Below are 25,522 nucleotides of genomic sequence, written 5' to 3'. Positions count from 1 at the left end.
TTGGAATTAAGCTAACGGCTTAAATCCGGGAGGATTCATCCTGCTCGAGATCGTCAAACTTCAGCAAGTGGCCAAGTTTGGCCTGTTTGGTATGCAGGTATTTGGCGTTGTCCTCGTTTTCCTTCATTTGAATCGGAACACGTTCGACGACCTCTAGCCCGTAACCTTCAAGCCCTTTGATTTTGCGTGGGTTGTTGGTCATCAGACGGATTTTGCGAACGCCCAGGTCTTTCAGAATCTGCGCGCCAATGCCGTAATCCCGAAGATCCGCCGGAAAGCCCAGCTTCAGATTGGCATCAACGGTATCGAATCCTTGTTCCTGAAGCTTGTAGGCTTTCAGTTTATTGACCAGGCCAATTCCGCGGCCTTCCTGGCGCATATAGAGCAATATACCGTTCCCGGCCTCTTCGATTTGGCGCAGCGCCGCTTCAAATTGGGGACCACAGTCGCAGCGGTGGGAATGGAAGACGTCCCCGGTCAAGCACTCGGAGTGGACGCGAACCAGCACCGGCTCGTCTCCGTTGATTTCTCCTTTGACGAGGGCCACGTTTTCTTTGGAGTCCACTTCATTCGTATAGGCGATCGCCCGGAACTCGCCGTAATCGGTCGGCATCCGCACTTCAACTTCGCGGGTCACGAGTTTTTCCTTCTCGTTGCGGTAATGAATAAGGTCTTTAACACTGATCAGCTTCAGATCATGCGTTTTCGCAAGCTCCATCAAATCGGGAAGCCGTGCCATCGTTCCGTCCTCTTTAATGACTTCGCAAATCACGCCGGCCGGATAGGCGCCGCACATCCGGGCCAAATCCACCGCCGCTTCCGTATGGCCTGCGCGCCGCAGTACGCCGCCTTTTTTGGCGATCAGCGGAAACATATGACCCGGCCGACGGAAATCCCCAGCCTTGGCGTCCGGATCCATGATCGCTTTGACGGTCAATGACCGTTCGTAAGCGGAAATGCCGGTCGTCGTATCCTTATGGTCGATGGAAACGGTGAATGCCGTTCCATGGTTATCCGTGTTTTGAGCCACCATCGGCTGCAAGTCAAGCTCTTCCGCACGCTCCTGCGTAATCGGCAGGCATACGAGCCCTCTTCCCTGCGTAATCATAAAGTTAATGACCTCAGGCGTTGCCTTTTCGGCCAGGGCGACGAAATCCCCTTCATTTTCGCGATCCTCGTCATCCACCACAATGATGACTTTGCCGCGCATCAATTCATATATCGCCTCTTCGACCCGATCCAGTCTGATATCGCTCATCTCAATCCCCTCCTGTTAATCTCGCTTTCCTGTGATCAATTAAATCCTTAAACAAACCCGTTGGCGGCCAGGAACGGCATATCGATGCCCGTTTTGTTCTCCGCCGCCGAATCCTCGCCGTCACCGGGTTCCGCTTTGTATTTAAGCAAATGCTCCACATATTTTCCCAGCACATCGCATTCCAAATTCACCGTATCGCCGGCTCGTTTAATGGCAAGCACGGTTTCCGCCAACGTGTGCGGAATAATCGAAATCGAAAATTTGCCTTCCCCCGCCTGAACCACTGTCAAGCTAATGCCGTCTACAGTAATCGAACCCTTGGGAATGATGTATTTAAAAAGAGAAGCACGCGCCGGAGCAATTTCATAAACAACGGCGTTCTGATCCTTTTGGGTGCCGAGAATTGTTCCCGTTCCGTCGACATGCCCCTGCACGATATGTCCGCCAAACCGGCCGTTTGCGGCCATGGCCCGTTCCAGGTTGACCTTGCCGCCAATTTTAAGGTCCTTAAGATTGGTATTGCGGTAAGTTTGCGGCATCACGTCCACCGTAAAGGAGGAGGCATCGAAAGAAACGGCCGTAAGACAAACGCCGTTGACCGAAATGCTGTCCCCAAGTTTGATTCCATCCGTGATCACTTTTGCCGAGATATTGAGCAGCATCGCCTCACCCTGGCGGCCGATCGATTTCATCGTCCCCACTTCTTCGACGAGTCCTGTAAACATGTTCCTTCCCTCCCTTCCTGCGTTCAAAAATTCAATTCCAGACCGGCGTTCCATGGATACAGACATTATCCCCGATTTGCTCCACTTCAATGTCGCTTAATCGAACGGCATCGGCCATGGAATCGAATCCGTCAAAAATGAAGCTGCCAACCGGGCCTCCGATCAGCTTCGGTGCAAAGAACAGCACCACTTCATCGGCCAGTTTGCCCTGTATCAAAGATCCGTTCAGCCGTCCTCCACCTTCGACCAGAATGGAGGAAATGCCCATTGCCCCCAATTTGGACAACGCAAGCTTCAAATCCACTTGAGGGCCGACCCCGCAAACGATGACTTCGACCTTCGTTTCAAGAGCCGCCAGTTCCTCCGCTTTTTTCGGATCGGCCTGATTGGTGGTCAGAATGATCGTTTTGGTCAACCCGTCATTCAGCACCTTGGATTTAAGCGGAATTCTCAATGTGGAGTCCACAATGATCCGAATCGGCGACAAACCGGGGACCGGGAGCCTTGTCGTCAGTTGCGGGTCATCCGCGGCAATGGTGGAAGCTCCGACCATAATCGCCTGATGCCGGTGACGTATCGAATGCACGATTTCCCGGGATTCTTCGTTCGAGATCCATTTGCTGTCTCCGGTCCTGGAAGCGATTTTTCCGTCAAGCGTGCTGGCGGTCTTAATCGTGATGTACGGAAGTCCGGTCGTAATGTATTTGATGAACTTCCGGTTCAGCTTTACCGCACGGTTTCGGAGAACGCCCGTCTCCACCTCGATTCCGCTGCTTCTCAGCATCTCGATTCCTCTTCCGGCAACCTGAGGATTCGGATCCTCGCAGGCTACGACGACCCTTGCGACCCTTTCCCGGATCAGGCGCTCTGCGCAAGGCGGGGTTAATCCATAATGGCTGCAAGGCTCCAGTGTTACGTACACCGTGCTGCCTTCCGCCTCCGCTCCGGCCATGTTCAACGCATGAACTTCGGCGTGCGGCGTCCCTCTTTTCAAATGGGTTCCGAGCCCGATCAGAGCCCCGTTCTTTACCACAACCGCGCCGACTACCGGGTTGGTGCCGGTTTGCCCTTGGGCGCGTTCGGCCATATCCAGCGCCAGCCCCATGTAATACTCGTCATTGATACGATCCACACTGCACCTCCTTGCGCTGCAAAAAGCCAAAAATCAAAAAATCCCCGCCGAATGCAACCCGGCAGGGATATTGTGAGAGTTATCGTACGCAACAAAGATAATTTACGATCAAATGGAAATATGCTTGAAGATCGCAAGCATGAAAACCATCGTTTTCTTTTGCAAGTAACCCGGCGAAAACCGACTAGCCGACTTTGTGAAAACTAGAACTTGCAAAAGGCTCTTATCTTGTCGCACATCGTGAGTTATAACGTCACCATGTGTTTTGCGTTCTCCTTCTCCCATCCAGACTATACTGTCGGTCCCGGAATCTCACCGGCTCAGCCGCGGGCGGTTTACGCCTCAAGCGGGTCACGGACTTGTGCCAGCGTCGGTTGGCTTCAATTACGGCCCAACCTCGCTCGCCATCACCGTCGGTAGGGAATTGCACCCTGCCCCGAAGGATTGCTGATATGATTTCATTTTCAAGGAATACTGCAAATCGAATGTTAGCATTAATGCATGAAAAAATCAAGCCGTCACATCACGAAGGCCGGGAACCATGCATAATCGGGCTAAAAAAAAGGAAATGCTAAGGCAGAAGTTTCGACCACAGCATTATTTTAAAATTCGGGAGGAAAACAAATGGCAAAACCAGATGACCGTTCAGACAATGTGGATAAGCTGCAAAAAAGCGTGGCGAACACAATCGAAAATTTCCGCGAGGGTCAGGATTATCTAAGCGAGCATGCCGATGAAATCTCCGGTCAGGAGAAGCGTCAAATCGAGGAGAAAAACGAAAAACGGTTGAATGCCATCGAAGGCCAACGCGAAGAAATCAAGGACGAAGCCGCTCACCAGTCGTCCAAATAAAAACAAGGCCTTCCTGTTAAAAGGGAAGGCCTTGTTTTTATCTTTTTTACGCTTCGTCCCAAACGGTGACTTCTTTCATTTTGTCGCCGGGGCGAATGGCGTCCACCAGATCCATGCCGGAGGTCACTTTGCCGAATACGGTATGAACTCCGTTCAGATGCGGCTGCGGCTCATACACGATAAAGAACTGGCTGCCGCCGGTATCCTTGCCGGCATGGGCCATCGACAGAACGCCGCGTTCGTGTTTCGTCACATTCGTAGCCGTTTCACATTTAATGGTATACCCCGGGCCGCCGGTCCCGTTTCCGACTGGGCAGCCGCCTTGAGCGACAAAGCCCGGAATTACGCGGTGAAACGTAAGTCCGTTATAGAAACCGGTGTTCGCCAGCTTTTCGAAGTTGGCTACCGTTCCCGGAGCTTCTTCAGGCAGAAACTGAATTTCCACCTCTCCGCCTTTTTCCAAAACAATCTTGCCTTTTTTCATATGGGTCACTTCCTCTTCTTCTTTGATCAATAGACAAACCTCTTACAGTGTACTAAAAAAAAGGCAAACGAGCAAAGCGGCAGAATGGCGCACGCCGATGCAATTCCCTGCTGGGAAGCGCAAGCGTGCGAATCCTGCCGCTTAAAGGCACAAAAATCGGTTTATTTATACGAAGGCTGCTTGGAGATCCGTTCCGGAATGACGTCTCCTGCGATCAGGTCCTGCAGCGATTCCCGTTTTACCACAATGTCGCTGACCCCGTCCTTGACGAATACGACGCCAGGACGGCGGATGCGGTTATAGTTGCTCGCCATGGAGTAGTTGTACGCCCCGGTGCAAGCCACCGCCAGCAAATCTCCGCTGTTCACCTTCGGCAGCTCAAGGTCCCAGATCAGCATATCCCCGCTTTCACAGCATTTGCCGGCTACGGATACGGTCTCTTCGTTCGCATCATTGGCTCGGTTGGCCAGCAGCGCTTCATATTGGGACTGGTACAGAGCCGGGCGCGGATTGTCCGTCATCCCGCCGTCTACGGCCACATATTTGCGGACGCCGGGAATGTCTTTGCTCGATCCCACGGTATAAAGCGTCGTGCCGGCGTCGCCGATAATGCTGCGGCCCGGTTCGACCCAAATTTCCGGCAGCTGCGCGTAGGAAGCCGAAAAATATTTCTTTACGGCATCCGTAATCGCCCGCACGTATTCGCCAACCTTAAGCGGGCGATCCCCTTCGACATAACGAATGCCGAAACCGCCGCCGAGATTGACCACTTTGAACGTTACGCCAAGCTCCTCTTTCACTTTCGAGGCAAAACCCGCCACCCGCTCAACGGCCAGCTGGAAACCGTCCACTTCGAAAATTTGCGAACCGATATGCGAATGAACGCCAAGCAGGCTCAGATTCGGGCTGATATTCGCCAGCTTCACCGCTTCGTACGCGGAGCCATTTCCGATATCGAAGCCAAATTTGGAATCCGTTTGACCCGTAGAGGTATATTCATGCGTATGTGCCTCTACCCCGGGAGTTACCCGCAGCAAAATATTGACCTGCCGGCCTTTATCTTCGGCAATGCCCTGAAGCAGATGAAGCTCCGTAAAATTATCGACGACAAAACAGCCGATCCCGGCCGAGAGTGCCATTTCAATTTCATCCGGTGTCTTGTTGTTGCCGTGAAAGTGAATTCGCTGCGCTGGAAATCCTGCCTGCAGGGCAGTATACAATTCTCCCTCTGACACAACGTCAAGGGACAAGCCTTCCTCTTCGACGAGCCGGCACATAGCCATGACGCAAAAAGCTTTGCTGGCGTAGGCTACCTGAAAAGTTAGGCCCGATGCCCGGAAAGCATCCATATATTCACGGCATCTCTGCCGGACAAGGGCTTCGTCCACGATATACAGCGGGGTTCCGTAAGTTTCTTTCAGTTCGACCGTATCGCAGCCGCCGATCTCAAGATGGCCCTTGGCGTTTATTTTGCTGGTACCGTGTAAATACATCTTCGCAGTCCTCCACTCTCAAATTTACCCCAGTATAGCAAACAACCCGGTTTTAGAAAAATGGATTTTTGTGAATATCATTTGTGTTTTTTGTAAGACGAGCCTGAGTCTCCTACTTCTTGCCCGGCATTCGCGTGTTGTCACGCGTCTTGTTGAAAGACGGTCTTTGCTTGGAGGTCAGCACCGGAACGCGGAACAAAATTGCACTCATGGCCTTTGCATTAAAAGGTATGAAGGGCCACAGATAGGACGCGTTGTAGGAACGGCCGGCGGTAAGCAGCAAGATAAAAACCGTAGTTCCCACGACAAAACCCGGCGCCCCAAAAATAGCCACCAAAATAAGCAGCGCCAACCTGACAATGCGATTGGCGAGCCCGAGCTCATAGCTTGGCGTGGCAAACATACCAATGGCCGCAACCGCCATATATAATACGACCTCATTTACGAACAGTCCCGTCGAGACCGCAATATCGCCGATAAGAATCGCCGCAATGAGACCCATGGCCGATGCCAGCGGAGTAGGCGTATGTACCGCGGCCATGCGCATCAAATCAACCCCGAATTCGACGATCAGGAACTGGGCGATCAGCGGAATCTTTCCTTGCTTCTGCGGTCCGATGAAGTCCAGCATCGCCGGCTTTAATTCGGGATGCACCACGACTAATAGCCAGAGCGGCAGCAAAAACAAAGAAGCAAAGATGCCGAAAAATCTAACCCAGCGTAAATACGTGCCCATTAATGCAGTCTGGCGATTCTCTTCGGCGTGTTGGCATAAATCGAAAAAGGTCGTCGGAAGGATCATGACGCTCGGCGAGGTGTCCACGAACACAACTACCCGGCCTTCCAGCAGATGGGAAGCCACGACATCGGGACGCTCGGAATAACGCACCATAGGATAAGGATTCCAGCCTTTGGAGATAATGGCCTCCTCCAGTTGCTTATCCGCCAGAGGGAGTCCGTCGATGTTCACATTTTTGATTTTTTCCCGCACAGCGTCCACTTGCGCCTTATCAACGATATCATCGATGTAGGCGATACAAACGTCGGTTCGAGTCCGCCGCCCCACGTTCATCGCTTCAAATTTCAATCCCGGATCCCGCAGGCGCCGCCGAACGAGTGCCACATTGGTCAGCATCGTTTCGGTAAAGCCGTCACGGGCGCCCCGAACAACGCGTTCCAACGAGGGCTCCTCCGGATTGCGCGACGGATAGTTCCGGGTGTCCAGCACGATCGCGGACTGCGCCCCTTCCACGAACAGAGCGCTCATACCGGTCATGACTTTGTTGACGGCCACGCTGAGCTTCTCCGTTTTTTCCACCTGAATATGGGGAATATACATTTCGAAAAAAGAGCGGAGCGCCCCGGCGGAGAGATCATCCGGAGTGAGATACGTCAGACGCTTAAGGATTTCCTGCATGACCTGGGTATTCGCAAAGCCGTTCATGAATAAAAGCCCGGTTCTTTTGCCGCCAAAGATCATTTCCCGAAAAACAACGTCAAAACTGTCCCCTAGTCCGATAACTTTTTCAAGCGTATGCTTTATTGTATTTAAACTCCGGCTAATGTTGTCGGATTCCTGCCAATAGACAATCGATTCTTCCACCGAATCGGATATCTCCGTCTCGACTTTATGCCTCATGACTTCCTGCCACCGGTCCGGATCTTCCGCCTTCAGTTTGTCCGATTCGCCCGGGTCCGTGTCGCTCGGACGAAAATCAGGCTTCACCCGATTGTCCTGTGAAGTCCCCTCGCGCTCTTGCTCCATCATATATCGAATCACCCTCCACTGCGTTTGATTAAGGTCTGTAAATAAACCATTCGAACAGCGAACCGGCTACCTTCCCAAAAACCATCGCGAGAAGCAGTCCCAGCAAATACCGCTGCATATGAAGCCTTTTGGCCAAAATCGGCAATACGTTAAGTACCTCCGTCAAAGCCGCCGCCAGCATGCCGATAAATATGCCGTTAAGCAAACCTACGGCGCCGGTTGCGATCCACGGTCCGGGAAGGCGCAAGTTCCAAAAGTCGGCGACCGTGCCGAGAAACGCCCCGCTGACCATCGCTCCTTCATACCAGTGAACTTTATCGTAGGACCGGGTTATCTGCGCCAGTCTCGGGATCAAATCAAGCACGATAAACAGGGCGATTGCCCCGCTTCCGACCGCGATTCCTCCCGCCAAGCCGAGAAAAACAGCCAAAGCCGACGAAAAGAGCGTCAAGTCCGATTCCCCGGCGTTTCCGACTTATGCATTTTTTTATATTCCTCGGCGACAACGTAAGAATTAAGGTTTTCCTGATAAAGATACATCTCAACCTCAAGCGGTGTGGGCTCCTCGTTCCATTTTTTCTTGAACAAATGATTAAAAAAGACGATCATCCCGAAACCGATTCCCACCGAATAAGCCCCCTGAAACAGGTAAGGATGCTCATCCCTTTTGCCGGTAATCATCTCGACGATGCGAACCTGCACTTCCGGCATGCTGACGTCGGCATGGAAATTCATAATCGTAAGCGCCGCGCCGAAAAACAGCAGCAGCCATACCACGGCAAAAAGAAGCAGGGACGGCTTCTTCTCATCCGTGATCATTTCGACCAGCGCATGCGGTTCGCCGACGAATTCGACCTTCAGACGGGGAAATCGCTCTTTGATTTTGGCAATCACATGAATCATATCGATCACGATCAAATTACCGTCCCGCTCTTCAGGCCGGACCAGTACGAGATCCATCAGCTTCGCTTCCTGCTCGGGTTCGGCCAAAATGCGGGCGATATCCCGTAAACGGATCGGAGCTCCTGCCGGAAGGCCGACTTGCTTGCGAAGACGCAAATAGATGACAGAGGCGGAATCCTTCTCCAACGAAATCACCCCTTGACAGCGTATTGCCCATAGTATGCCAAGCATGGGGTTGATTTACTCCCGCTTTTCCTCTCCCTTGCTCAGGGTTCCAGATGAATCCCCATAAAAAAACCGCTCCGAAGCGGATTTCGCATCGGAGCGGCCCATTGCAGGCATAGCCTTGGTTTCATATTTCCAAAATGGGTCTTATAGTGAAACAGCCGTGTCCAGCGCCACTTCCATCATCTGCTTGAAGGTCGTTTGACGCTCCTCTGAAGTCGTTTCCTCGCCGGTGAGCAAATGGTCGCTTACAGTGAGGATGGTCAGCGCGTTCAAGCCGTATTTCGCAGCCAGCGTATAAAGCGCGGTAGTCTCCATTTCTACCCCAAGAATGCCGTATTTCATCAAAAGTTGAGTAACGGATGTATCGTCGCGATAGAACATATCCGAGCTGAAAATATTGCCGACATGCATCTTTAGGCCCTTTTCCACCCCGCGGTCGTAGGCCGCTTTAAGCAGCGGAAAGCTGGCGATCGGAGCAAAGTCGTATCCGCTGAACACATGACGGTTCATGCTCGAATCGGTACAGGAGGCCTGGGCGAGGATGACGTCACGGACATGCACATGCTCCTGCATCCCTCCGCAAGTGCCAACGCGGATCAGATTTTTTACGCCGTATTCCCGGATCAGCTCATTGACATAAATCGAAATGGACGGGATTCCCATACCCGTGCCTTGAACGGAAATGCGTTTACCCTGAAAGGAACCGGTAAAGCCCAGCATCCCGCGCACCTCGTTGTAGCAGCTGACATCCTCTAAATACGTATCCGCGATAAATTTGGCGCGAAGCGGGTCCCCCGGCAAAAGAATCGTTTCAGCAACATCCCCCGGTTTGGCTGCAATATGTACACTCATGATTGATAACTCCCTTTATCGATTTGTTTTGGTATGGCAACAACGCTTCTATTATAACCCGAACCCCTGAATTGCCGCGATCAGAAAAAAGAGCGCAGGGCATTTTCCAGGTTCCGCACTCACGGGCTCTTCGATGCAATAATCATGCTCAAAATTGAAGCCGCAAACGGACAAAAAGCAATATAATATGAGAATAGCCCATACGTAGGGTATAATCGGAAATTTTCTGCATGAAAGGGAGGGGACGACTTGAAGCAAAAAAAGAAGGATTACATAGAACTTGGTCTTGCCATGGCACGAACGGGAGTTTTAGGTTACGGCGGTGGGCCTTCGGTGATTCCGCTGATCCGGCATGACGCCGTCAAACGCTATGAGTGGCTCAGCGATGAAGAGTTTGCGGAAATACTCGCCATCGCCAACGCCTTGCCGGGGCCGATTGCCACAAAAATGGCCGCCTATCTCGGTTACAAACGTCAAGGAATTGGGGGTGCCGTCTTTGCCGTGATCATGCATATCTTCCCCAGCGTGCTCGCCATGCTCTTATTGCTGTCGGCCGTTAATTATTTTGCCGGGTCGCAGGTCGTCAAAGGCATGATTGCCGCCGTCTCGCCCGTTATCGCCGTCATGCTTGGGGCTATGGCCTATGAGTTCGCCATAAGAGGGATCAAAGGGCTTGGCGCCGCAGCCGGGATTCTGTTCATGCTGCTCGCCTTGCTGCTGCTTGAAATCCTGCACGTTCACCCGGCCATCGTCATTACGCTGTTCCTTGCTTACGGCTCCGTTCATTACCGGGCGGTGTCCCGGCTGCGCGGCGGCAGTGGACGAAAGGGAGGAAACTCATAGATGGACTCTGACTGGCTGGATTTGATTCTCGGTTTTTTGGTCGCAAATCTTCTTGGATACGGCGGTGGCCCCTCCTCCATCCCGCTGATGTATGAAGAAATTGTTCCGCATTACCATTGGCTGAGCGACGCGGATTTCTCCAACATGCTCGCACTGGGAAACGCCCTGCCGGGGCCGATCGCAACCAAAGTGGCGGCTTATGTCGGTTATGACGTGTACGGCTGGGCCGGTGTCCTGCTGGCGCTGCTCGCCACCGTGCTGCCTTCAGCCGCCGGCCTGATCGTCCTGCTCCGGCTGCTCCATAAATACCGGCAGTCCAAAGTCGTGAAAGGGATGACCTTGATGGTGCAGCCCGTCATCGCCATTTTGATGGTTACCTTAACCTGGCAGATGGCCAAAGCCCCCACCAATACAGTCGGTATCTGGCAGACGATCTTGATCGCCGCCATTTCATTCTGGGCCATGGAGCGCCGCAAAATCCATCCCGCGTTCATTATCGTCGCCGCTTTCGCCTATGGCGGACTTGTTCTCCCGCACTTCATGGAGCTGTAAACAAGCGGATTCTTCATGGCGAGCTTGCTTTTGCTGAACGGGGCCGTCCTGGACTAAAATCAACAACTAACGGCAAATGGGGATTTCGCGAATAGCGGCATAAAATGGCCTTATTTCGCTCCGAAACCGCCTTTTCCTGAAAATAGCGGTGCAAAAGGGCCCTATTAGTAGTGAAACGGCAAAAACCGAGAGAAAAAGGAGCTCTTCTGAAGAAATAAGGCCATTCAACGGCGCTATTCATTCAGAATGAGGGCCCTCTCATGGAAATAAGGCCATATGAGACCGCTATTTTAAGTGTCAGAGGGTGGGATTACGGTGGAGTGTCTGGTGCCGAAAAACCCCATGCTATAATCCCTTCGCTCCATACAAAAGGCGTCCGGCTTCCGCCGAACGCCTTGCTTGAGTTTCCCGTGCCCCATCCCGAAGTCCGTTACCGATACGGATTCAACCGGCGCAAACGTTTCGGGGAAAGCTCGCCGGTTTTCCTAGTCTTACTGAGCGATCTGATCACGAATGCTTTGCAGGATTTTCTTTTCCAGCCGGGACACCTGCACCTGGGAGATGCCAAGGCGGGTGGCGACTTCGGACTGGGTCTGATCCCGGTAATACCTGAGATAGACGATCAGTCGTTCCCTGTCGGTCAATCCGTCAATCGCCTCATGCAACGCCAGCTTATCGAACCAGCGCTCCTGGGATTCATCGGCAATCTGATCCATCAGTGTGATGGGATCGCCGTCATTTTCGAATACCGTTTCGTGAATGGAGGCCGGCGGCTTGTTTGCTTCCTGGGCAAACACGACGTCTTCCGGCGTAACCCCAAGCTCTTCCGCGACCTCTCTAACCGTAGGAAGCCGGCCGAGCAGCTTGGAGAGCTCATCCTTTTTCTTTCGCACCTTATTCGCCATTTCCTTCAGCGAGCGGCTGACCTTAAGGGTTCCGTCGTCCCGCAGAAAGCGCTGAATTTCTCCAATGATCATCGGTACCGCATAGGTTGAGAACTTAACGTCGTAGCTGAGGTCGAACTTGTCAACCGATTTGAGCAGGCCGATGCAGCCGATTTGAAACAAATCTTCGGGCTCGTACCCCCGATTCATGAACCGCTGCACGACGGACCAGACAAGCCGGATGTTGCAATTCACAAGCCGGTCTCTCGCAGCGTTGTCCCCGGACTGACTCAGGGCGATCAACCTTTTGACTTCCGTGTCATCCAAAAACTCTCTCGAGGTTTGCTTCACTTCGGCATCCATAGATCCAACCCCTAATTGTATAAAGCTTTCTTGGATACAATCCGTTTCTTCATCCGAATCGACGTGCCGGCACCAAGCTCGCTGGTCACCTCAAATTCGTCCATGAAATTTTCCATAATCGTAAAACCCATCCCGGAGCGTTCCAGTTCCGGCTTGGAGGTGTACAGCGGCTGCTTCGCAAGCTCCAAATCCTCGATGCCTCGTCCCTGATCCTCGATAACGAGCGTTACCGTATCGTCCGCAATGCTGGCGGAAATCGTAACGACGCCTTCCGGATTTCCATCATACCCGTGAATGATCGAATTCGTTACCGCTTCGGAGACCACGGTTTTCAGATCCGTGATTTCATCCATCGTCGGATCTAGCTGGGAAACGAAGGCTGCGACCGTCACGCGGGCAAAAGATTCATTCTCCGATTTGGCGGCAAATTTCAGCGACATAAAATTGCTCCCTGTTGGATTCATAGGGCGACCTCCAAATCCGAGAGCGCCAGGCTCTCATCCTCGAATATGGACATGATTTTGAACAGTCCCGACATTTCCAGCAGCCGGTATACGGAAGGAGTGGCTTCACAGATCGCCATTTTCCCGCCTTTGTGCTTGATCAGCTTGTATCTTCCCAGAATAACTCCGATGCCGGAGCTATCCATAAACTGCAGAGATTTCAAGCTTAATACAAGATGACGGCAGTTGCCGCGGGCAATTTCTTCGTCCATACGAATTCGGAGATCATCCGAGGTGTGATGGTCCAATTCCCCCGATAAACGTACGATAAGCGTCTCATGATGCCGCTTCATTTCCACTTGCAGATTCACGTCTGTTCACTCTCCTCTCTGACATGAACACAACATTTCTACAGCTTACCGCGTGATTCCTGCCCTATGACAAAACTAGAAGAAAACTCCTATGAATCTACAAAAAACAAATGGGACGCGGTTCGTTTGAACAAAGTCCACCAGCCGGCTTTATCCACGCTCACCGGCGATCTCAGCTCGAATTCGGTAAGCACACGCCCGTCCTGATACACAATCAGCTTGCCGATCGATTGGCCCTCTTTGATCGGTGCCGGCAATTTTTCCGGCGCTGCGAGTTGATGCGTGATTTCGCCTGGCGCCCCCTTCTTGACAAGTACGCTGAGGTTTTTGTTTGCGGCCAGTTCGATTTGGGCATTCTTGCCTTTTTGCACCTTAACCTTGCCAATCACTTCTCCAGCCTTATAGATCGGATGGAGCGTATATTGCGAAAATGCGTAGTCGAACATGCTCGACACTTCGGCGTTGCGCGTCTTGGTATTGGGTTCGCCCAAAACAACGGCGATCAGCCGGAGTCCGTCGCGCTTTGCCGTGGCGGCCAGGCAAAATTTCGCTTCCGACGTATACCCGGTCTTCAGTCCGTCCGCTCCGGTATAGAATCGGACCAGCTTATTCGTATTGACCAGCCAGAACGGCTTTTCGGAATCTTTACGCAAATAATCCTGATAGGCTCCGGTATATTTCGTGATCGTATCGTATTTGAGCAGTTCCCGGCTCATAACGGCGATGTCGTGGGCGGAACTGAAATGATTGCTTACCGGAAGGCCGTTGCAATTTTCAAAATGCGTGTCTTTGAGCCCCAGTTCTTTGGCCCGGTCGTTCATCATTTTCACAAAAACCTTTTCCGAACCGCCGATCTTCTCGGCGAGCGCCACTGAAGCGTCATTGCCCGACGCCATGGCTACTCCTTTCAGCAGCTCATCGACGGTCATGACCTCACCGGGCTCAAGGAAAATTTGCGAGCCTCCCATCGAGGATGCGTATTCGCTGGCGGTGACTTTGTCGGTCAGCTTGAGCGCCCCTTTATCGACCGCTTCCATGGTCAGCAGCATGGTCATCAATTTGGTTATACTGGCCGGCGGAAGCTGCTCATGGCTTTTCTTCTCGTAAATGATCGTCCCCGTGTCCGCATCCATCAGCACGGCGGAACGGGCATTGTCGGCCAGAGCAATTACATCCGCCTGATCCCCGTCATGGGGCCCGCCGTCTTCAGCAAACACCTGCGCAGGCCAACTGGAAAAAGCCAGAGCCAGGACGGCGACCCAGATTAACGCCATTTTTTTCACGATTGATCCCCCTTAGTCAATACTCTCCATTCTTCTAACCTAGTATTGTCAGTAAAGTGGGATTTTATTCCTGGGTATACCCTGCAAGATAAGCGCGTTTTCGATCCCTATTTTTGATCCATAAAAAGCGTCCCCGCGAAGCAAAAGCTTCCGGGGACGCTGTCGATCAATCTTAAATTTATTTAAAAGCGCTTCACGCCATCCTTCGTAACCAAAGCAAAAATGAGCGGGCGTCTTGGTACCTTTTCTTTGGAAATGCCATATGCCTCGCGAACGCGGCGCTCCGCTTCACTGCTCCCGGCCTCGCGGTTAAGATGAAGAACGGCTAAAGTCTCGCCGACTTCAACGGAGTCGCCGATTTTCTTGCGCAGTTCCACGCCCGCGGCAAGGTCGATGACGGAATCCTTGGTCTCCCTTCCCGCACCCAGCATCATGGCAGCGATGCCGATTTCCTCCGCTTGGATGGAGTCAATGTAACCGGCGTTATCCGCTTTAACTTCCACTCTAATGTGCGCGGTCGGCAGGGATTCCGGATGGTCGATTTGCGAGATGTCCCCGCCTTGTGCCGCAACAAAGCTTTTCAGCTTGTCCAGTGCCTCGCCGCTGTCCAGCTTCTCAAGCAGAATCGCTGTTGCTTCTTCTTCCGTTTCGGCTTTTCCGCCGAGTATCAGCATATGGGAAGCGAGAATCAGGCAGACCTCTTCCAAATCGGCCGGACCTTCGCCCCGCAGCGTGGCAACCGCTTCTTTAATTTCAAGCGCATTTCCGATCGCGTAGCCAAGCGGCTGATCCATGTCGCTGATGACGGCAACCGTGCTGCGACCGACTTGAGTGCCGATGTCGACCATCGCTTTGGCGAGACGAATTGAGTCCTCCAGCGTTTTCATAAACGCGCCGCTGCCGGTCTTGACGTCAAGCACAATCGCATCCGCCCCGGCCGCAATCTTCTTGCTCATCACGGAGCTTGCGATCAGCGGGATGGAATCCACGGTGGCCGTCACGTCACGCAGCGCATACAGCTTTTTGTCGGCCGGCGTCATATTGCCGCTTTGCCCAACTACGGCCAGTCCGATTTCATTCACCTGGCTGAAGAACTGTTCTCTGCCAAGCTCCACGGAAAATCCGCGAATCGCCTCCAGTTTGTCGATCGTGCCCCCGGTATGGCCAAGCCCCCGGCCGGACATTTTGGCAACGGGCACGCCTGCCGCGGCCACCAGCGGGCCCAGGACAACCGTCGTTTTGTCGCCTACGCCGCCGGTGGAATGTTTATCCACTTTGACGCCATGAATCGAACTCAAATCGATCATATCGCCGGAAGACGCCATATGCATCGTCAGATCGGCGGTCTCCCGGGCGCTCATTCCCTGGTAATACACGGCCATTGCCCAAGCCGCCATCTGATAATCGGGGATTTGTCCGTCGCTGTATCCCCGGACAAGAAAGCCGATTTCTTCGTTCGTCAACTCTTGGCCATCTCTTTTTTTCCGGATCAGATCCACTGCTCTCATAAGCTTTTCACCTCCGGACGATTTTATAATTCGGGAATAACGGCCAGAACCAAGCTCAGGAACTTCTCCCGAACCCGATCCGTCGTATCGATAACTTCCTGATGGGACAACGGCTGATCCAAAATTCCGGAGGCCATGTTGCTGATGCAGGAGATACCAAGCACACCCAGTCCTGCATGTTTGGCCACGATGACTTCCGAGACGGTAGACATGCCGACGGCATCGGCACCAAGCGTACGAAGCATGCGAATTTCGGCCGGGGTTTCGTAGGAAGGTCCGAGCAGGCCCGCGTATACGCCTTCCTGCAGAGGCACATTTTTGTCCGCGGCGATTTTCTTCGCGATTTCCCGCAGCTTGCGGTTGTAAGCTTGGGACATATCCGGGAAACGAGGCCCAAGCTCGTTATCGTTAGGCCCGACCAGCGGGCTTGTTCCGGTCAGATTGATATGATCCGAAATCAACATCAGGTCCCCCGGCGCAAAAGAAGTGTTAATGCCGCCCGCCGCGTTGGTTACGAGCAGCGTTGTGACGCCCAGTTCCTTCATGACGCGGACCGGAAAAGCGGTCAGCTCGGGGCCGTAACCTTCGTACATATGGAAGCGCCCTTTCATCATGACGACCGGCGTTCCGTTCACGCTGCCGATCAGCAGTTCTCCGGCATGTCCTTCAACCGTGGACTTCGGAAAATGAGGAATATCGCCATAAGCGATGCTTATTCCTTGTTCGATATGATCGGCAAGCACGCCCAGACCGGAACCGAGAATCAACCCCACTTTCGGCGTTATCGCGGACCGGGAGCGGATATACTCGGCAGCCTCTCTAATATTCGCAATCGTTAAAGTCGTTGTCATATGCATCTCTCCCATTAATTAAATCAATTCAGGCAAAAAGCTTGTTCCGAGCTCCCCGCCGCTTACGCCGAAATTATCGGCGATCGTCGCCGCCAGATCGGCAAAAGTACTTCTAACGCCGAGATTGCCCGGCTTCGTCAGACCCGGGCCGTACACGATGATCGGCACATATTCGCGGGTATGGTCGGTTCCGGCATGGATCGGATCATTCCCGTGATCTGCGGTGATAATGAGCAGATCCTGCTCGCCCACGTTGCCCATCAAATCCGGCAGTGCGGCGTCGAATTCCTCCAGCGCATGCGCGTATCCCTGCGGATCTCTCCGATGCCCGTAAAGGGAATCGAAGTCGACCAGGTTCGTAAACAGCAGACCGGAGAAATCTTCGCCGAGCTGCGTTAATGTCTCTTCAATGCCATGCTGGTTGCTCTTGGTCGGGTAAGTGGCGGTAATGCCTTCACCCGAAAAAATATCATTGATCTTGCCGACAGCCACCACGTCTTGTCCCGCATCCTTGAGCGCGTTCAAAACGGTGGATTCCGGAGGTTTCACCGCATAGTCGTGACGATTGGGCGTACGCTTGAAATTGCCGGGCGTCCCCACGAACGGTCGCGCAATGACGCGGCCAACCGTATATTCCGGTTCCAATGTCAACCGGCGTGCGATCTCGCAGGCGCGATACAACTCGGGCAGCGGAATGATTTCTTCATGAGCGGCAATCTGGAACACGCTGTCCGCGGAAGTATACACGATCCAGGCTCCCGTTTTCATATGTTCTTCGCCAAGCTCGTCCAAAATTTCCGTTCCCGAAGCCGGTTTGTTGCCGATAATCGGTCGTCCCGTCTCCTGTACGAAACGGTCGACCAATCCTTTCGGGAACCCGTCCGGATAAGTTTGAAACGGGGTTTCGGTCTTCAGCCCCATTAGCTCCCAGTGCCCGGTCATCGTGTCTTTTCCGGCAGAGATTTCCGCCATTTTGCCGTAATAGGCCCCCGGAGACGAAACCGGCTCCAGGTTAGGCAGGGACGTGATATTCCCTAGCCCCAGCTTCTGCAGGTTCGGCAGCTTCGTCCCGCCAACCGTTCCTAAAATATGGCCAAGCGTATGCGATCCCTTATCTCCGAAATCGGGAGCATCGGGCAGTTCGCCAATACCCACGCTATCGAGGACAATGACGGATATTTTTCTAAAGCGTTTACCGGTTTGCATGAATCGATCACTCCTTAAATTTTATATAGTTATCCTCAGGGGATGCCGCTTCCGGCGTTTCCTGTTCCGGGACTTCTTCCGCCCGTTTCTGCGCCCGAGGATGAAAATGATCGTAAACGGACTTTAAATTAGGCTTTGAGGAAGTCAGGTACATTTGAATCGAAGCGGCATCGGCATGCCCTAGCATCTCCTGCACGGATCTGACGTCCGCCCCGCCCTCCAAGAGATGAACCGCGAAGGAGTGGCGCAGCGTGTGCGGCGTAATCTCTTCCGCGATTCCGGCTTGCCTGCCGTATTTTTTTACGATTTTCCAAAAGCCCTGACGGCTGAACCTCTCTCCCGAGCGGCTCGGGAACAACGTCCGGTTCTCGTCCGACCTCATCAGGCGCGGACGGCTGTCCGCCAAGTATTTGACCATCCATTCGGCCGTAACGGTTCCAAAAGGGATGATGCGTTCCTTCCCGCTTTCGCCGCGGCAACGGAGAAACCTCATCTTCGTTTCGACATCGTCCACCTGGAGCGAAATCAGCTCCGACACCCGAATTCCCGTGGCATACAAGAGCTCCAGCATCGCCTTGTCCCTTAACCCAAGCGGGCTCCCCGAATCGGGTGAATCCAAAAGCAGTTCCGTCTCGGCGACCGATAAGGTTTGAGGAGGTTTTTTATCGCTTTTCGGCCGATCCAGCATCACAAACGGATCTTGTTCGATCACACGCTCGCGAAGCAAATATTGAAAGAAGGCCCGGAGCGTTACGGACACGCGCGCAATCGTCGCCGGCGCCTTGCCTTGCTCCTTCAAGGCGGAAAAATACAGCAGGATTCCCGCTCTTGTTACCTCGCGAAAATCCCCGATATTTCGTTCAAACAAATAGCTTATGTACTGTCTTAAATCCCGGGTATAGGATTCGAGTGTCGCGCCGCTTAGGCCGCGCTCCCAGGCCACATGCGAAATAAAAGAGGCAACGCGCTGTTCCATGTCCGAAGCCTCCTTTCTCTTTGATTATTCCCCATACCAGAAAAACAATTTCAACCGTTCCAAGGGCGTTTCCGCTTCGCCGCTCCCGGAATATCCGGAATGGAACACCTTCACGGCGGATCCTTCGGGTATCCGGTACTTGTCCACAGGAAACAAGTAGTTGTCGAGCAACCCTAGCCCTTTATACAAAGTATAAGCTAACACGACAAAAACGAGCAAATATTTTAAGGTCCGCAGCCACACTCTTACGGAAATAACCATGCCGTTCCCTTCTTTCCGCCGGCGCCGCATTCTATCAGCATAATGGCAACCGTATACAACAGTATATAAGAAGAAAAGGGCTTGTATGCGCAAAATCAAAAAGCCCCATACGGCTCTAACGCCTCTGGGGCTTTCCTGTCATACCGGCTTTTATTTGTCCGATTGATCATTATTCTTATCTTTGCAGCGGTGACAAATCCCTTGAAAATCCAGCCGATGATCAATCACCGTAAAATTGAATTCTTTCTCCAGCCGTTCCTCTAACGGAATAAGCCAATCCTCGCGTATTTCGTCCATCGAGCCGCACTGCACGCAGATCAGATGATGGTGGTGATGTTTAGCCGTGTCTGTTCGCAAATCATACCTTGCGACGCCGTCGCCGAAATTGATTTTCTCGACCACATGCAGTTCACTGAGCAATTCCAAAGTTCGATAAACGGTCGCAAGACCGATTTCCGGAGCTTTATCCTTAACGAGCATGAAAACATCTTCAGCACTCAAGTGATCGTCTTCATTCTCGAGCAGCACGCGTACCGTAGCTTCCCGCTGGGGCGTCAACTTGTAACCGTGGGATTGTAACTGCTGTTTGATTTTTTCGATCTTTGTTTTCATGTTCTCCCTCCCCCAGCCATCAACGTGACAAAAATGAATATCTCTAACCACTTCTTTCATTATAGGGGGAGTGATTGAACAAAGTCAAACATTTTACTAGAGTTGTCTTTGAAATGCAAGCGGCTACAGCATAGGCGCAACCCAGCCCATCATCACCGGGGTAACGTAGGTTTCAAAGGAGGAGACCGCCAGCAGCACCCCTGCCATGGCCAGCGTCAACCCCGTATAGGACAGGAACGGATGCGAAGCTCCGGCGCCGCGAATCGTCAACACCCGGGTACGGATGATCGACAGCGAAAACCCGACCGCGGCCACACTGGCGACCAGCAGAGCGGGAATGACGATAAGATTGTGCGGGGCAACGGATACAAGGGCAAACAACAGACCTTTCCACGTGAATTGATTGACCAGGCAGCCTACCGTAAATCCGATCAGCACGCCTTTCAGAAAATCAAGGATCAGGATACCTGGAAGACCGATCACGGATAGACCCAGAAGCCAGATCAGACCGATCCATTTCAAGTGCAGAGCGGCGACCGCCCAAAATGTCATGGGCTGAAACTCTGCTCCTCCCTCATTGACGGAAAGGAAAAAATCGCCCAAATAACGCGACAAATCCTGCTGCTGCTCCAAAGTCAGCGCATTGACCATCAGCGCACCGAAAACGACCCCCATCAGGAACAAAACGGATACAAACACATACAGCGGCGTCTGATCCTTAAGCGTATGGCGAAACGGTTGAAGCATATTGGGAAGCCCCCTTGCCAGTTCACTCGTAACTATAAATTAACGTATGAACAAGCTCTTCCCCTTATGCTTAAAACTGTGCTACTTCCGCACTTTGCCGTAATTTCCTCCGCCGCCCGAGCTGAGCTGCAGCTTGCCCGAACGCGCGTCGCAAATCAATCCGGCCAGTTCGGAGCCAACGACTTCCGAGAGCCCGGATTCCGGCACGCGGTGCAAAATGTTCATCTCCGTTTCGAATGTGCGCAGCAGCAGCTCCAGCTTGGACGGACCCAGTCCCGGAATGAACTCCAGCGGCACCTGATAATGGTATGGAGGACGATGCGCCGGCATCTGGGGCTTTTCCCGGTCCGCAATCGAACGGATCCGGTCGTAGACTCCGCGAACCAGCTTCACGCTTCCGCAGTATGGGCAGCGCTCCACGGAAATATCGGCTTCGTCGACAATGTAGCCGCAGCCGCCGCAAAAGGTCCGGTGGTATTTGCCCAGTCTTGGATTCAAGCCGTAGTTTCCGGCCACGCGCCGGCCTTCGGTCCGTTTCAGGGCTTTCGTAAATTCCCGGTAATTCGGCGCGCTGAGCAAAAGCTCGTTATATTCCCGGCCGATTTTCCCGAGTGAATGCGCGTCCGAGTTCGTAAGCGCCGTAAACGGATCAAGCTCGCTGATAAAGCCGGCCATTTCGCTGTCCGCGCTGAGTCCAAGTTCCACCGCGCTGATTAAGGACAAATCAAGAACTTCCTCCATCCGCGGTGCGCAGCTGCCGTAAATGCTGCGATGAGGCGTAAAAATATGCGCCGGAATTACGAGGCCGCCCCTCTCGTACACTTCCTCCTGAAGTACCCGCGCTGGCGCATATATCCGTTGGGAGCTAAGCGAGACATTTTTCATCCTTTTTTCCAGCCAGCCCGTGAAGGCACGCATCGTTTCTAAATATGGGAAAAAGACGAGCAGATGCGCCGGCCCCATGCCGGGCTCCCGAATTTCCAGCTCGCTGCCGAGCAGGATCGTGGTCCCCTTATAAGCGATGCCGCCTTCGCTCAACTCCATCATTTCTCCCTGCTGCAAGCATAAGTCGATATCTTCCTGCACGCCGGGCGAATGGCAGTCAATGATGCCGATCAGCTGAATTCCTTTTCGCTCTGCCGCCTCCTTCGCAATGTTGGCAAAGGTCAAATCCCGGCTGCCGCTGATTTTTACGGGCGCTCCTTGCCCGGTACGGCCGATGTGGATGTGCAAATCGGCATAATAAGAGGATAAAGTCTCAGATTTCCCGGTCATACGCTGCGTTCTGCAGCTTCTAGCGCAAGACGATGCTGCCAAATATAAACGGCCATAATCGTTTTGGCGTCCGCAATCCGGCCTTCGGCAATAAATTGGAGCGCTTCTTTCAAAGTTACTTCATATACCTCGATAAATTCATCCTCATCCGGCGCCATTTCCCCGGCTGTAAGCTGCTCCGCCGAATAGAGGTGAATGATTTCATCGGCAAATCCAGGGGAGGTATAAAAAGAATGCAGATGCGTCAGCTTCCCGCAGCGGTATCCCGTTTCCTCCTGGAGCTCCCGCCCCGCCGCATCCATCGGGTCTTCCCCCTTCTCCAACTTTCCCGCAGGAATCTCAAGCTCGCAACGGCCCATCGCCTGCCGATACTGGTCGACGAGCAGCAGACGCCCTTCGTTTATGGCAAGCACCGCCACGGCTCCCGGGTGCTTTACGATTTCCCGTGTGGCGGAAGTCCCATTCGGAAGCTCAACCGTATCGATTTGCAAAGTGATGACTTTTCCGGAAAACACCGGTTCGGTCGATATCGTCGTTTCTTTCAATTGATCCGAAGATTTCATGATTATCCCCATTTCTTTGTTCAATTCTTATTGGATGATGCGCATGCATAACTTGTCCACTTCGGACATATGTTGTTATTATACCAAACCTATTTGGACAGGAGCTGACGAAATGAAAAGCTATTTTGCCCCTCACCGGCTTCATGCTCAGGGCAAGGCGTGGCAAATTCGAATTTTATTATCCCAATGGATGAAAGAGTCGGGGCCGTCCGTAAAAGTAGCCGATTTCACCAAAATGAAATATGACAATTTTAAAACCAAGTTATCAAATTAATACATTCAGTTATTCAGTTAAGTAATATCGGGTTAATAAGTGTAGGGGGTGAATTATGCGTAATTCTCATGTCTCTTTTGCAAAAACGAAGGTTTCGGCCACGATTTATACTGAACGCACTGCAGCCGAGGAGGCGGCAGCTTCCGAAAATGACGACATAAAAGCCTTAACGGGTCATCAAGAAACCGATACTTACGAACAGCCTCGCAATTTGGAGAAGATCGCTTGCCTAATTGAGAATGCGGTAGCCGGAGGCAAGCTGGAAACGGCTGAGCAGCTCACCGGCTACAGCGACCTATTTTTGATAAGTATATTCGTCCAATCGCTATATAAAGAAGGGTATACGGCCCAAGCACAAAAAAAGCTATCCCCTTTTCAAGCTGAGTTATGCAGTCATCCCGCTCCGCCCTTTCTGGAGCTTTCGTATATTTGGGCGGAAATTTGCTACGACAACGAAAACTACCGTGAGGCGGCGTCCATTTTTGAAGCGATCGCCTGCCAAAGTCCGGACATGGCAACCGCAAGATACGGCGCTGCTTCCTGCTATTTGCATGAAGCTATGGACAACCTGCTAAAAAGGGTCGAACTATATCACCCCCCTGAAGCGGAGAAATTAAAAATCGACCGCTATTTGAACGATATCGCCGAAGCCCTGCATTTGATTCAAAGTACAGGCTGGCATACCGAGTGGTCTCCGGCACAATCCCGCAATCTTCCTTTTCGTCCCACCCTTTTACTGCACTGATCTTTAAAATGCCAAAAACGCCCGGGGCCGCTTCATTGGCGTCCGGGCGTTCTTCCGTTAATTATTTCAGCGTTTCCGCTATAATTTCCAAAATAAACTCGGAAGTTTTCGCGATATCGTCGCTTTTGATTTTTTCCTCTGTCGTGTGAATGTCTTCATAACCCACGGACAAATTGGCGGTAGGAATGCCAAGGCCGTTAAAGATATTTGCATCGCTCCCGCCCCCGGAAGCAAATGTTTTTCCCGAGAGCCCGAGGTTCGCCGCCGCTTTTTTCGCCAGCTTTACCAGTTCATCTTCATCCGTAAAGCGGAAGGCCCGGTACAACACTTCACTCTTAAATTCGCCCCTTGCCCCGTAATCGCGACAAGCCGATTCCACGGCTTCCTTCATTTCCTGCAACTGTTTGTCAACTTTGTCCTGGGAAAGGCTGCGGGCTTCGCCGTACAATTTAACGTGATCCGGCACGACGTTGGTGGCTCCTCCGCCTTCGAATTTGCCAATATTGGCAGTCGTTTCCCCGTCGACGCGTCCGAGTTTCATCCGGGCAATCGCTTTGCCTGCCACCTGAATGGCGCTGATTCCATCTTCGGGATTTACGCCGGCATGCGCCGATTTCCCGAAAATTTCGATTTCGATTTTCGCTTGCGTCGGAGCCCCGACACAAACCGCTCCAACCTCGCCGTTGCAGTCGATGGCATACCCGAACTTCGCGTCCAGATATTTTGCCTCCAGCGACCGGGAGCCCCGAAGGCTGGATTCTTCACCTACGGTGATCACGAATTGAATTTGACCATGCGGGAGCTTTTGCTCCTGAAGGGTCTGAATCACCTCAAGCATAGCCGCAATCCCGGCTTTGTCGTCGGAACCAAGAATCGTCGTCCCATCGCTGCGGATCCAGCCGTCTTCGCCAATCACCGGCTTGATGCCTATGCCGGGAGCAACCGTGTCCATGTGGCAAGTCAACAGGAAAGGGGCAGCCTTCGTTTCGCCGTTTGGCTTCAAAGTCGCGATCAGATTCCCCGCCCCGTGACCGGTTTCCGCTTGGGAAGCGTCCTCGACCACATCCAGTCCAAGCGCGGTAAATTTGGCCTTCAAATAATCCGCAATTTGGCGCTCATACTTCGTTTCGCTGTCGATTTGCACCAGTTCCAAAAATTGTCCGATGACTCTTTCCTTGTCGATCATTGGACTTTCCTCGCTTTCTCTTTTACGATAATATAAGTAAGTATATGTCTAACCTAAAGGAGTTTTATGATATGCAGAAAAAATGGCTCAAAATCGTTGTTTATCTCATGTTGTTCGCCATGGTGGCTTCCACAGCTCTGGCTCTGCTTGAGCCGCTGTTCATTCGTTAACGGCGGGCTGTTGATCGCCGCTTTTCTCGCGCTCAAACACCTCGATGAAATAAGGGACGATGTCCCGCGCCGTTTGCTCTACGGAGAACTCAAGGCCGGTGACATCCTCCAGCGAAGTTACCCCGTATTCCTGGATTCCGCAAGGAATAATCCCCTGGAAGCCCTCCTGCTGAATGCCGGACTTGATATTGAAAGCAAATCCGTGGCTCGTAATGAATCCTCTTTTATGCCGGCATTTATTGAATTTCACGCCGATGGCGCAAATCTTGACATCTCCAACCCATACGCCGGTGTATTCCGGCTTTCTGGAGCCTTCTATCCCAAAACTGGCCAAGAAGTTAATGATCACCTGCTCCAGCATGCGCAAATAGCCGTGCAAATCGATCCCTTTGGCGATTTCGAGATACATAAGCGGGTAGCCGACCAGTTGGCCCGGCCCATGGTAGGTAATATCTCCTCCGCGATCGATTTCAAACACGGTAATTCCCTGCTTCTTCAATTCCTCCGGGCTCAGCAGCAAATGCTCCGGATGCCGCTGCGAGCCGATCGTGTAGGTAGGCGGATGCTGTAACAGCAGCAATTGTTCCTGCCGGCCGCCTTCATCGATGGCTTTCACCAGCTGTTTTTGCATCTCCCAGGCTTCCCCGTATTCCAACATCGGATAGTAGTGGACTTCCAAAGTTTTGTTCATGTCCCGTTACTTCGCCTCTTTCT

At 52.6% G+C, this 25,522-nt stretch carries 29 protein-coding genes and 1 riboswitch; of the genes, 5 read left to right on the top strand and 24 right to left on the bottom strand.

Annotated elements, in window-relative coordinates; genetic code table 11:
• Nucleotides 1–19: 19 nt before the first annotated feature.
• Genes ACI48K_RS07285 through ribD form a run of 3 tightly spaced genes read right to left on the bottom strand, consistent with a single transcriptional unit; the run spans nt 20 to nt 3,115 of the window.
• Nucleotides 20–1,258, bottom strand: a complete 1,239-nt coding sequence (locus ACI48K_RS07285; RefSeq protein ID WP_475026898.1) for a bifunctional 3,4-dihydroxy-2-butanone-4-phosphate synthase/GTP cyclohydrolase II — start codon at nt 1,256–1,258, stop codon at nt 20–22.
• Nucleotides 1,259–1,305: 47 nt separating this feature from the next.
• Nucleotides 1,306–1,983, bottom strand: coding sequence for a riboflavin synthase (locus ACI48K_RS07280; RefSeq protein WP_475026897.1), 678 nt, complete (start codon nt 1,981–1,983; stop codon nt 1,306–1,308).
• A 31-nt stretch (nt 1,984–2,014) separates the two neighbouring features.
• On the bottom strand, nt 2,015–3,115 hold the full coding sequence (ribD, locus tag ACI48K_RS07275) for a bifunctional diaminohydroxyphosphoribosylaminopyrimidine deaminase/5-amino-6-(5-phosphoribosylamino)uracil reductase RibD (RefSeq protein WP_475026896.1): 1,101 nt from the start codon (nt 3,113–3,115) through the stop codon (nt 2,015–2,017).
• A 269-nt stretch (nt 3,116–3,384) separates the two neighbouring features.
• A riboswitch (FMN riboswitch) is annotated at nt 3,385–3,563 on the bottom strand.
• Between the two features lie 176 nt (nt 3,564–3,739).
• Here ribD and tlp point away from each other — a divergent pair.
• The gene (gene tlp / locus ACI48K_RS07270) at nt 3,740–3,967 is read left to right on the top strand and encodes a small acid-soluble spore protein Tlp (protein WP_475026895.1); all 228 of its coding nucleotides are present in this window, start codon (nt 3,740–3,742) and stop codon (nt 3,965–3,967) included.
• Nucleotides 3,968–4,013: 46 nt separating this feature from the next.
• On the opposite strand, the gene ACI48K_RS07265 is transcribed toward tlp, so the two are convergent.
• The 6 genes from ACI48K_RS07265 to deoD form a co-directional block, all read right to left on the bottom strand.
• Nucleotides 4,014–4,451 carry a peptidylprolyl isomerase gene (locus tag ACI48K_RS07265; protein WP_475026976.1) on the bottom strand — a complete coding sequence of 146 codons (438 nt, stop codon included), beginning with the start codon at nt 4,449–4,451 and terminating at the stop codon, nt 4,014–4,016.
• A 161-nt stretch (nt 4,452–4,612) separates the two neighbouring features.
• Nucleotides 4,613–5,944: a diaminopimelate decarboxylase gene (lysA, locus tag ACI48K_RS07260; protein ID WP_475026894.1), complete on the bottom strand. Its 1,332-nt coding sequence runs from the start codon at nt 5,942–5,944 to the stop codon at nt 4,613–4,615.
• 112 nt (nt 5,945–6,056) lie between these two features.
• The gene (locus tag ACI48K_RS07255) at nt 6,057–7,712 is read right to left on the bottom strand and encodes a spore germination protein (RefSeq protein ID WP_475026893.1); all 1,656 of its coding nucleotides are present in this window, start codon (nt 7,710–7,712) and stop codon (nt 6,057–6,059) included.
• 28 nt (nt 7,713–7,740) lie between these two features.
• Complete coding sequence (locus ACI48K_RS07250; protein WP_475026892.1) at nt 7,741–8,163, bottom strand: stage V sporulation protein AB; 423 nt, start codon at nt 8,161–8,163, stop codon at nt 7,741–7,743.
• Nucleotides 8,160–8,801: a stage V sporulation protein AA gene (locus ACI48K_RS07245; protein WP_475026891.1), complete on the bottom strand. Its 642-nt coding sequence runs from the start codon at nt 8,799–8,801 to the stop codon at nt 8,160–8,162. The genes ACI48K_RS07250 and ACI48K_RS07245 overlap by 4 nt, the downstream gene beginning before the upstream one ends.
• Before the next feature lie 186 nt (nt 8,802–8,987).
• A complete protein-coding gene (gene deoD, locus ACI48K_RS07240) occupies nt 8,988–9,695 on the bottom strand; it encodes a purine-nucleoside phosphorylase (RefSeq protein ID WP_475026890.1) in 708 nt (235 codons plus the stop codon).
• A 249-nt stretch (nt 9,696–9,944) separates the two neighbouring features.
• Here deoD and ACI48K_RS07235 point away from each other — a divergent pair, with 249 nt between their 5' ends.
• Both ACI48K_RS07235 and ACI48K_RS07230 read left to right on the top strand, forming a co-directional pair.
• Complete coding sequence (locus ACI48K_RS07235; protein ID WP_475026889.1) at nt 9,945–10,538, top strand: chromate transporter; 594 nt, start codon at nt 9,945–9,947, stop codon at nt 10,536–10,538.
• On the top strand, nt 10,539–11,090 hold the full coding sequence (locus ACI48K_RS07230) for a chromate transporter (protein WP_475026888.1): 552 nt from the start codon (nt 10,539–10,541) through the stop codon (nt 11,088–11,090).
• Nucleotides 11,091–11,581: 491 nt separating this feature from the next.
• On the opposite strand, the gene sigF is transcribed toward ACI48K_RS07230, so the two are convergent.
• The 13 genes from sigF to ACI48K_RS07165 all read right to left on the bottom strand — a co-directional run bounded on the left by sigF (nt 11,582) and on the right by ACI48K_RS07165 (nt 22,433).
• Entirely contained in the window at nt 11,582–12,337 is a 756-nt protein-coding gene (gene sigF / locus ACI48K_RS07225; protein ID WP_475026887.1) for an RNA polymerase sporulation sigma factor SigF, read from the bottom strand.
• Nucleotides 12,338–12,348: 11 nt separating this feature from the next.
• Nucleotides 12,349–12,801 (bottom strand): anti-sigma F factor, encoded by a 453-nt coding sequence (gene spoIIAB / locus ACI48K_RS07220; protein WP_475026886.1) that lies wholly within the window; start codon nt 12,799–12,801, stop codon nt 12,349–12,351.
• Nucleotides 12,798–13,151, bottom strand: coding sequence for an anti-sigma F factor antagonist (gene spoIIAA, locus ACI48K_RS07215; RefSeq protein WP_475026885.1), 354 nt, complete (start codon nt 13,149–13,151; stop codon nt 12,798–12,800). Before spoIIAA ends, spoIIAB begins: the two co-directional genes overlap by 4 nt.
• 89 nt (nt 13,152–13,240) lie before the next feature.
• Nucleotides 13,241–14,434 carry a D-alanyl-D-alanine carboxypeptidase family protein gene (locus ACI48K_RS07210; RefSeq protein ID WP_475026884.1) on the bottom strand — a complete coding sequence of 398 codons (1,194 nt, stop codon included), beginning with the start codon at nt 14,432–14,434 and terminating at the stop codon, nt 13,241–13,243.
• Nucleotides 14,435–14,616: 182 nt separating this feature from the next.
• A complete protein-coding gene (locus ACI48K_RS07205) occupies nt 14,617–15,942 on the bottom strand; it encodes a pyrimidine-nucleoside phosphorylase (protein WP_475026883.1) in 1,326 nt (441 codons plus the stop codon).
• A gap of 23 nt (nt 15,943–15,965) precedes the next feature.
• A complete protein-coding gene (locus ACI48K_RS07200) occupies nt 15,966–16,793 on the bottom strand; it encodes a purine-nucleoside phosphorylase (protein WP_475026882.1) in 828 nt (275 codons plus the stop codon).
• An 18-nt stretch (nt 16,794–16,811) separates the two neighbouring features.
• On the bottom strand, nt 16,812–17,999 hold the full coding sequence (gene deoB / locus ACI48K_RS07195; RefSeq protein WP_475026881.1) for a phosphopentomutase: 1,188 nt from the start codon (nt 17,997–17,999) through the stop codon (nt 16,812–16,814).
• Nucleotides 18,000–18,006: 7 nt separating this feature from the next.
• On the bottom strand, nt 18,007–18,975 hold the full coding sequence (xerD, locus tag ACI48K_RS07190; RefSeq protein WP_475026880.1) for a site-specific tyrosine recombinase XerD: 969 nt from the start codon (nt 18,973–18,975) through the stop codon (nt 18,007–18,009).
• Nucleotides 18,976–18,999: 24 nt separating this feature from the next.
• Nucleotides 19,000–19,236 carry a DUF4227 family protein gene (locus ACI48K_RS07185; RefSeq protein WP_475026879.1) on the bottom strand — a complete coding sequence of 79 codons (237 nt, stop codon included), beginning with the start codon at nt 19,234–19,236 and terminating at the stop codon, nt 19,000–19,002.
• A 150-nt stretch (nt 19,237–19,386) separates the two neighbouring features.
• Entirely contained in the window at nt 19,387–19,848 is a 462-nt protein-coding gene (gene fur, locus ACI48K_RS07180; RefSeq protein WP_475026878.1) for a ferric iron uptake transcriptional regulator, read from the bottom strand.
• 123 nt (nt 19,849–19,971) lie between these two features.
• Nucleotides 19,972–20,595 (bottom strand): stage II sporulation protein M, encoded by a 624-nt coding sequence (gene spoIIM / locus ACI48K_RS07175; RefSeq protein WP_475026877.1) that lies wholly within the window; start codon nt 20,593–20,595, stop codon nt 19,972–19,974.
• A gap of 81 nt (nt 20,596–20,676) precedes the next feature.
• On the bottom strand, nt 20,677–21,870 hold the full coding sequence (locus ACI48K_RS07170) for an endonuclease Q family protein (protein ID WP_475026876.1): 1,194 nt from the start codon (nt 21,868–21,870) through the stop codon (nt 20,677–20,679).
• Entirely contained in the window at nt 21,867–22,433 is a 567-nt protein-coding gene (locus ACI48K_RS07165; RefSeq protein WP_475026875.1) for an NUDIX hydrolase, read from the bottom strand. The genes ACI48K_RS07170 and ACI48K_RS07165 overlap by 4 nt, the downstream gene beginning before the upstream one ends.
• A 329-nt stretch (nt 22,434–22,762) precedes the next feature.
• Here ACI48K_RS07165 and ACI48K_RS07160 point away from each other — a divergent pair, with 329 nt between their 5' ends.
• A complete protein-coding gene (locus ACI48K_RS07160; RefSeq protein ID WP_475026874.1) occupies nt 22,763–23,452 on the top strand; it encodes a tetratricopeptide repeat protein in 690 nt (229 codons plus the stop codon).
• Between the two features lie 61 nt (nt 23,453–23,513).
• Here ACI48K_RS07160 and ACI48K_RS07155 read toward each other — a convergent pair whose 3' ends face one another.
• Complete coding sequence (locus ACI48K_RS07155) at nt 23,514–24,638, bottom strand: M20/M25/M40 family metallo-hydrolase (protein ID WP_475026873.1); 1,125 nt, start codon at nt 24,636–24,638, stop codon at nt 23,514–23,516.
• 71 nt (nt 24,639–24,709) lie between these two features.
• On the opposite strand from ACI48K_RS07155, the gene prli42 reads away from it, so the two are divergent.
• A complete protein-coding gene (gene prli42 / locus ACI48K_RS07150; RefSeq protein ID WP_475026872.1) occupies nt 24,710–24,808 on the top strand; it encodes a stressosome-associated protein Prli42 in 99 nt (32 codons plus the stop codon).
• Here the strand turns inward: prli42 and lipB are convergent.
• The gene (lipB, locus tag ACI48K_RS07145; protein ID WP_475026871.1) at nt 24,798–25,499 is read right to left on the bottom strand and encodes a lipoyl(octanoyl) transferase LipB; all 702 of its coding nucleotides are present in this window, start codon (nt 25,497–25,499) and stop codon (nt 24,798–24,800) included. The two genes, prli42 and lipB, sit on opposite strands and share 11 nt — an antisense overlap.
• Between the last annotated feature and the right edge of the window lie 23 nt (nt 25,500–25,522).

The sequence above is a fragment of the Paenibacillus terrisolis genome (genome assembly GCF_056171975.1).
This window is presented reverse-complemented; position numbering and strand designations above follow the sequence as displayed.

What these genes read in the sequence shown, in the direction of transcription:
- spoIIAB (WP_475026886.1), bottom strand. Translation starts at nt 12,801, where the DNA reads ATGAATCCAACAGGGAGCAATTTTATGTCGCTGAAATTTGCCGCCAAA.
- ACI48K_RS07265 (WP_475026976.1), bottom strand. Translation starts at nt 4,451, where the DNA reads ATGAAAAAAGGCAAGATTGTTTTGGAAAAAGGCGGAGAGGTGGAAATT.
- ACI48K_RS07165 (WP_475026875.1), bottom strand. Translation starts at nt 22,433, where the DNA reads ATGAAATCTTCGGATCAATTGAAAGAAACGACGATATCGACCGAACCG.
- deoB (WP_475026881.1), bottom strand. Translation starts at nt 17,999, where the DNA reads ATGCAAACCGGTAAACGCTTTAGAAAAATATCCGTCATTGTCCTCGAT.
- ACI48K_RS07160 (WP_475026874.1), top strand. Translation starts at nt 22,763, where the DNA reads ATGCGTAATTCTCATGTCTCTTTTGCAAAAACGAAGGTTTCGGCCACG.
- xerD (WP_475026880.1), bottom strand. Translation starts at nt 18,975, where the DNA reads ATGGAACAGCGCGTTGCCTCTTTTATTTCGCATGTGGCCTGGGAGCGC.
- spoIIM (WP_475026877.1), bottom strand. Translation starts at nt 20,595, where the DNA reads ATGCTTCAACCGTTTCGCCATACGCTTAAGGATCAGACGCCGCTGTAT.
- tlp (WP_475026895.1), top strand. Translation starts at nt 3,740, where the DNA reads ATGGCAAAACCAGATGACCGTTCAGACAATGTGGATAAGCTGCAAAAA.
- ACI48K_RS07185 (WP_475026879.1), bottom strand. Translation starts at nt 19,236, where the DNA reads ATGGTTATTTCCGTAAGAGTGTGGCTGCGGACCTTAAAATATTTGCTC.
- ACI48K_RS07280 (WP_475026897.1), bottom strand. Translation starts at nt 1,983, where the DNA reads ATGTTTACAGGACTCGTCGAAGAAGTGGGGACGATGAAATCGATCGGC.
- prli42 (WP_475026872.1), top strand. Translation starts at nt 24,710, where the DNA reads ATGCAGAAAAAATGGCTCAAAATCGTTGTTTATCTCATGTTGTTCGCC.
- ACI48K_RS07205 (WP_475026883.1), bottom strand. Translation starts at nt 15,942, where the DNA reads ATGAGAGCAGTGGATCTGATCCGGAAAAAAAGAGATGGCCAAGAGTTG.
- ACI48K_RS07155 (WP_475026873.1), bottom strand. Translation starts at nt 24,638, where the DNA reads ATGATCGACAAGGAAAGAGTCATCGGACAATTTTTGGAACTGGTGCAA.
- lysA (WP_475026894.1), bottom strand. Translation starts at nt 5,944, where the DNA reads ATGTATTTACACGGTACCAGCAAAATAAACGCCAAGGGCCATCTTGAG.
- sigF (WP_475026887.1), bottom strand. Translation starts at nt 12,337, where the DNA reads ATGGATGCCGAAGTGAAGCAAACCTCGAGAGAGTTTTTGGATGACACG.
- deoD (WP_475026890.1), bottom strand. Translation starts at nt 9,695, where the DNA reads ATGAGTGTACATATTGCAGCCAAACCGGGGGATGTTGCTGAAACGATT.
- ACI48K_RS07285 (WP_475026898.1), bottom strand. Translation starts at nt 1,258, where the DNA reads ATGAGCGATATCAGACTGGATCGGGTCGAAGAGGCGATATATGAATTG.
- ACI48K_RS07170 (WP_475026876.1), bottom strand. Translation starts at nt 21,870, where the DNA reads ATGACCGGGAAATCTGAGACTTTATCCTCTTATTATGCCGATTTGCAC.
- ACI48K_RS07230 (WP_475026888.1), top strand. Translation starts at nt 10,539, where the DNA reads ATGGACTCTGACTGGCTGGATTTGATTCTCGGTTTTTTGGTCGCAAAT.
- lipB (WP_475026871.1), bottom strand. Translation starts at nt 25,499, where the DNA reads ATGAACAAAACTTTGGAAGTCCACTACTATCCGATGTTGGAATACGGG.
- fur (WP_475026878.1), bottom strand. Translation starts at nt 19,848, where the DNA reads ATGAAAACAAAGATCGAAAAAATCAAACAGCAGTTACAATCCCACGGT.
- ACI48K_RS07200 (WP_475026882.1), bottom strand. Translation starts at nt 16,793, where the DNA reads ATGACAACGACTTTAACGATTGCGAATATTAGAGAGGCTGCCGAGTAT.
- ACI48K_RS07255 (WP_475026893.1), bottom strand. Translation starts at nt 7,712, where the DNA reads ATGATGGAGCAAGAGCGCGAGGGGACTTCACAGGACAATCGGGTGAAG.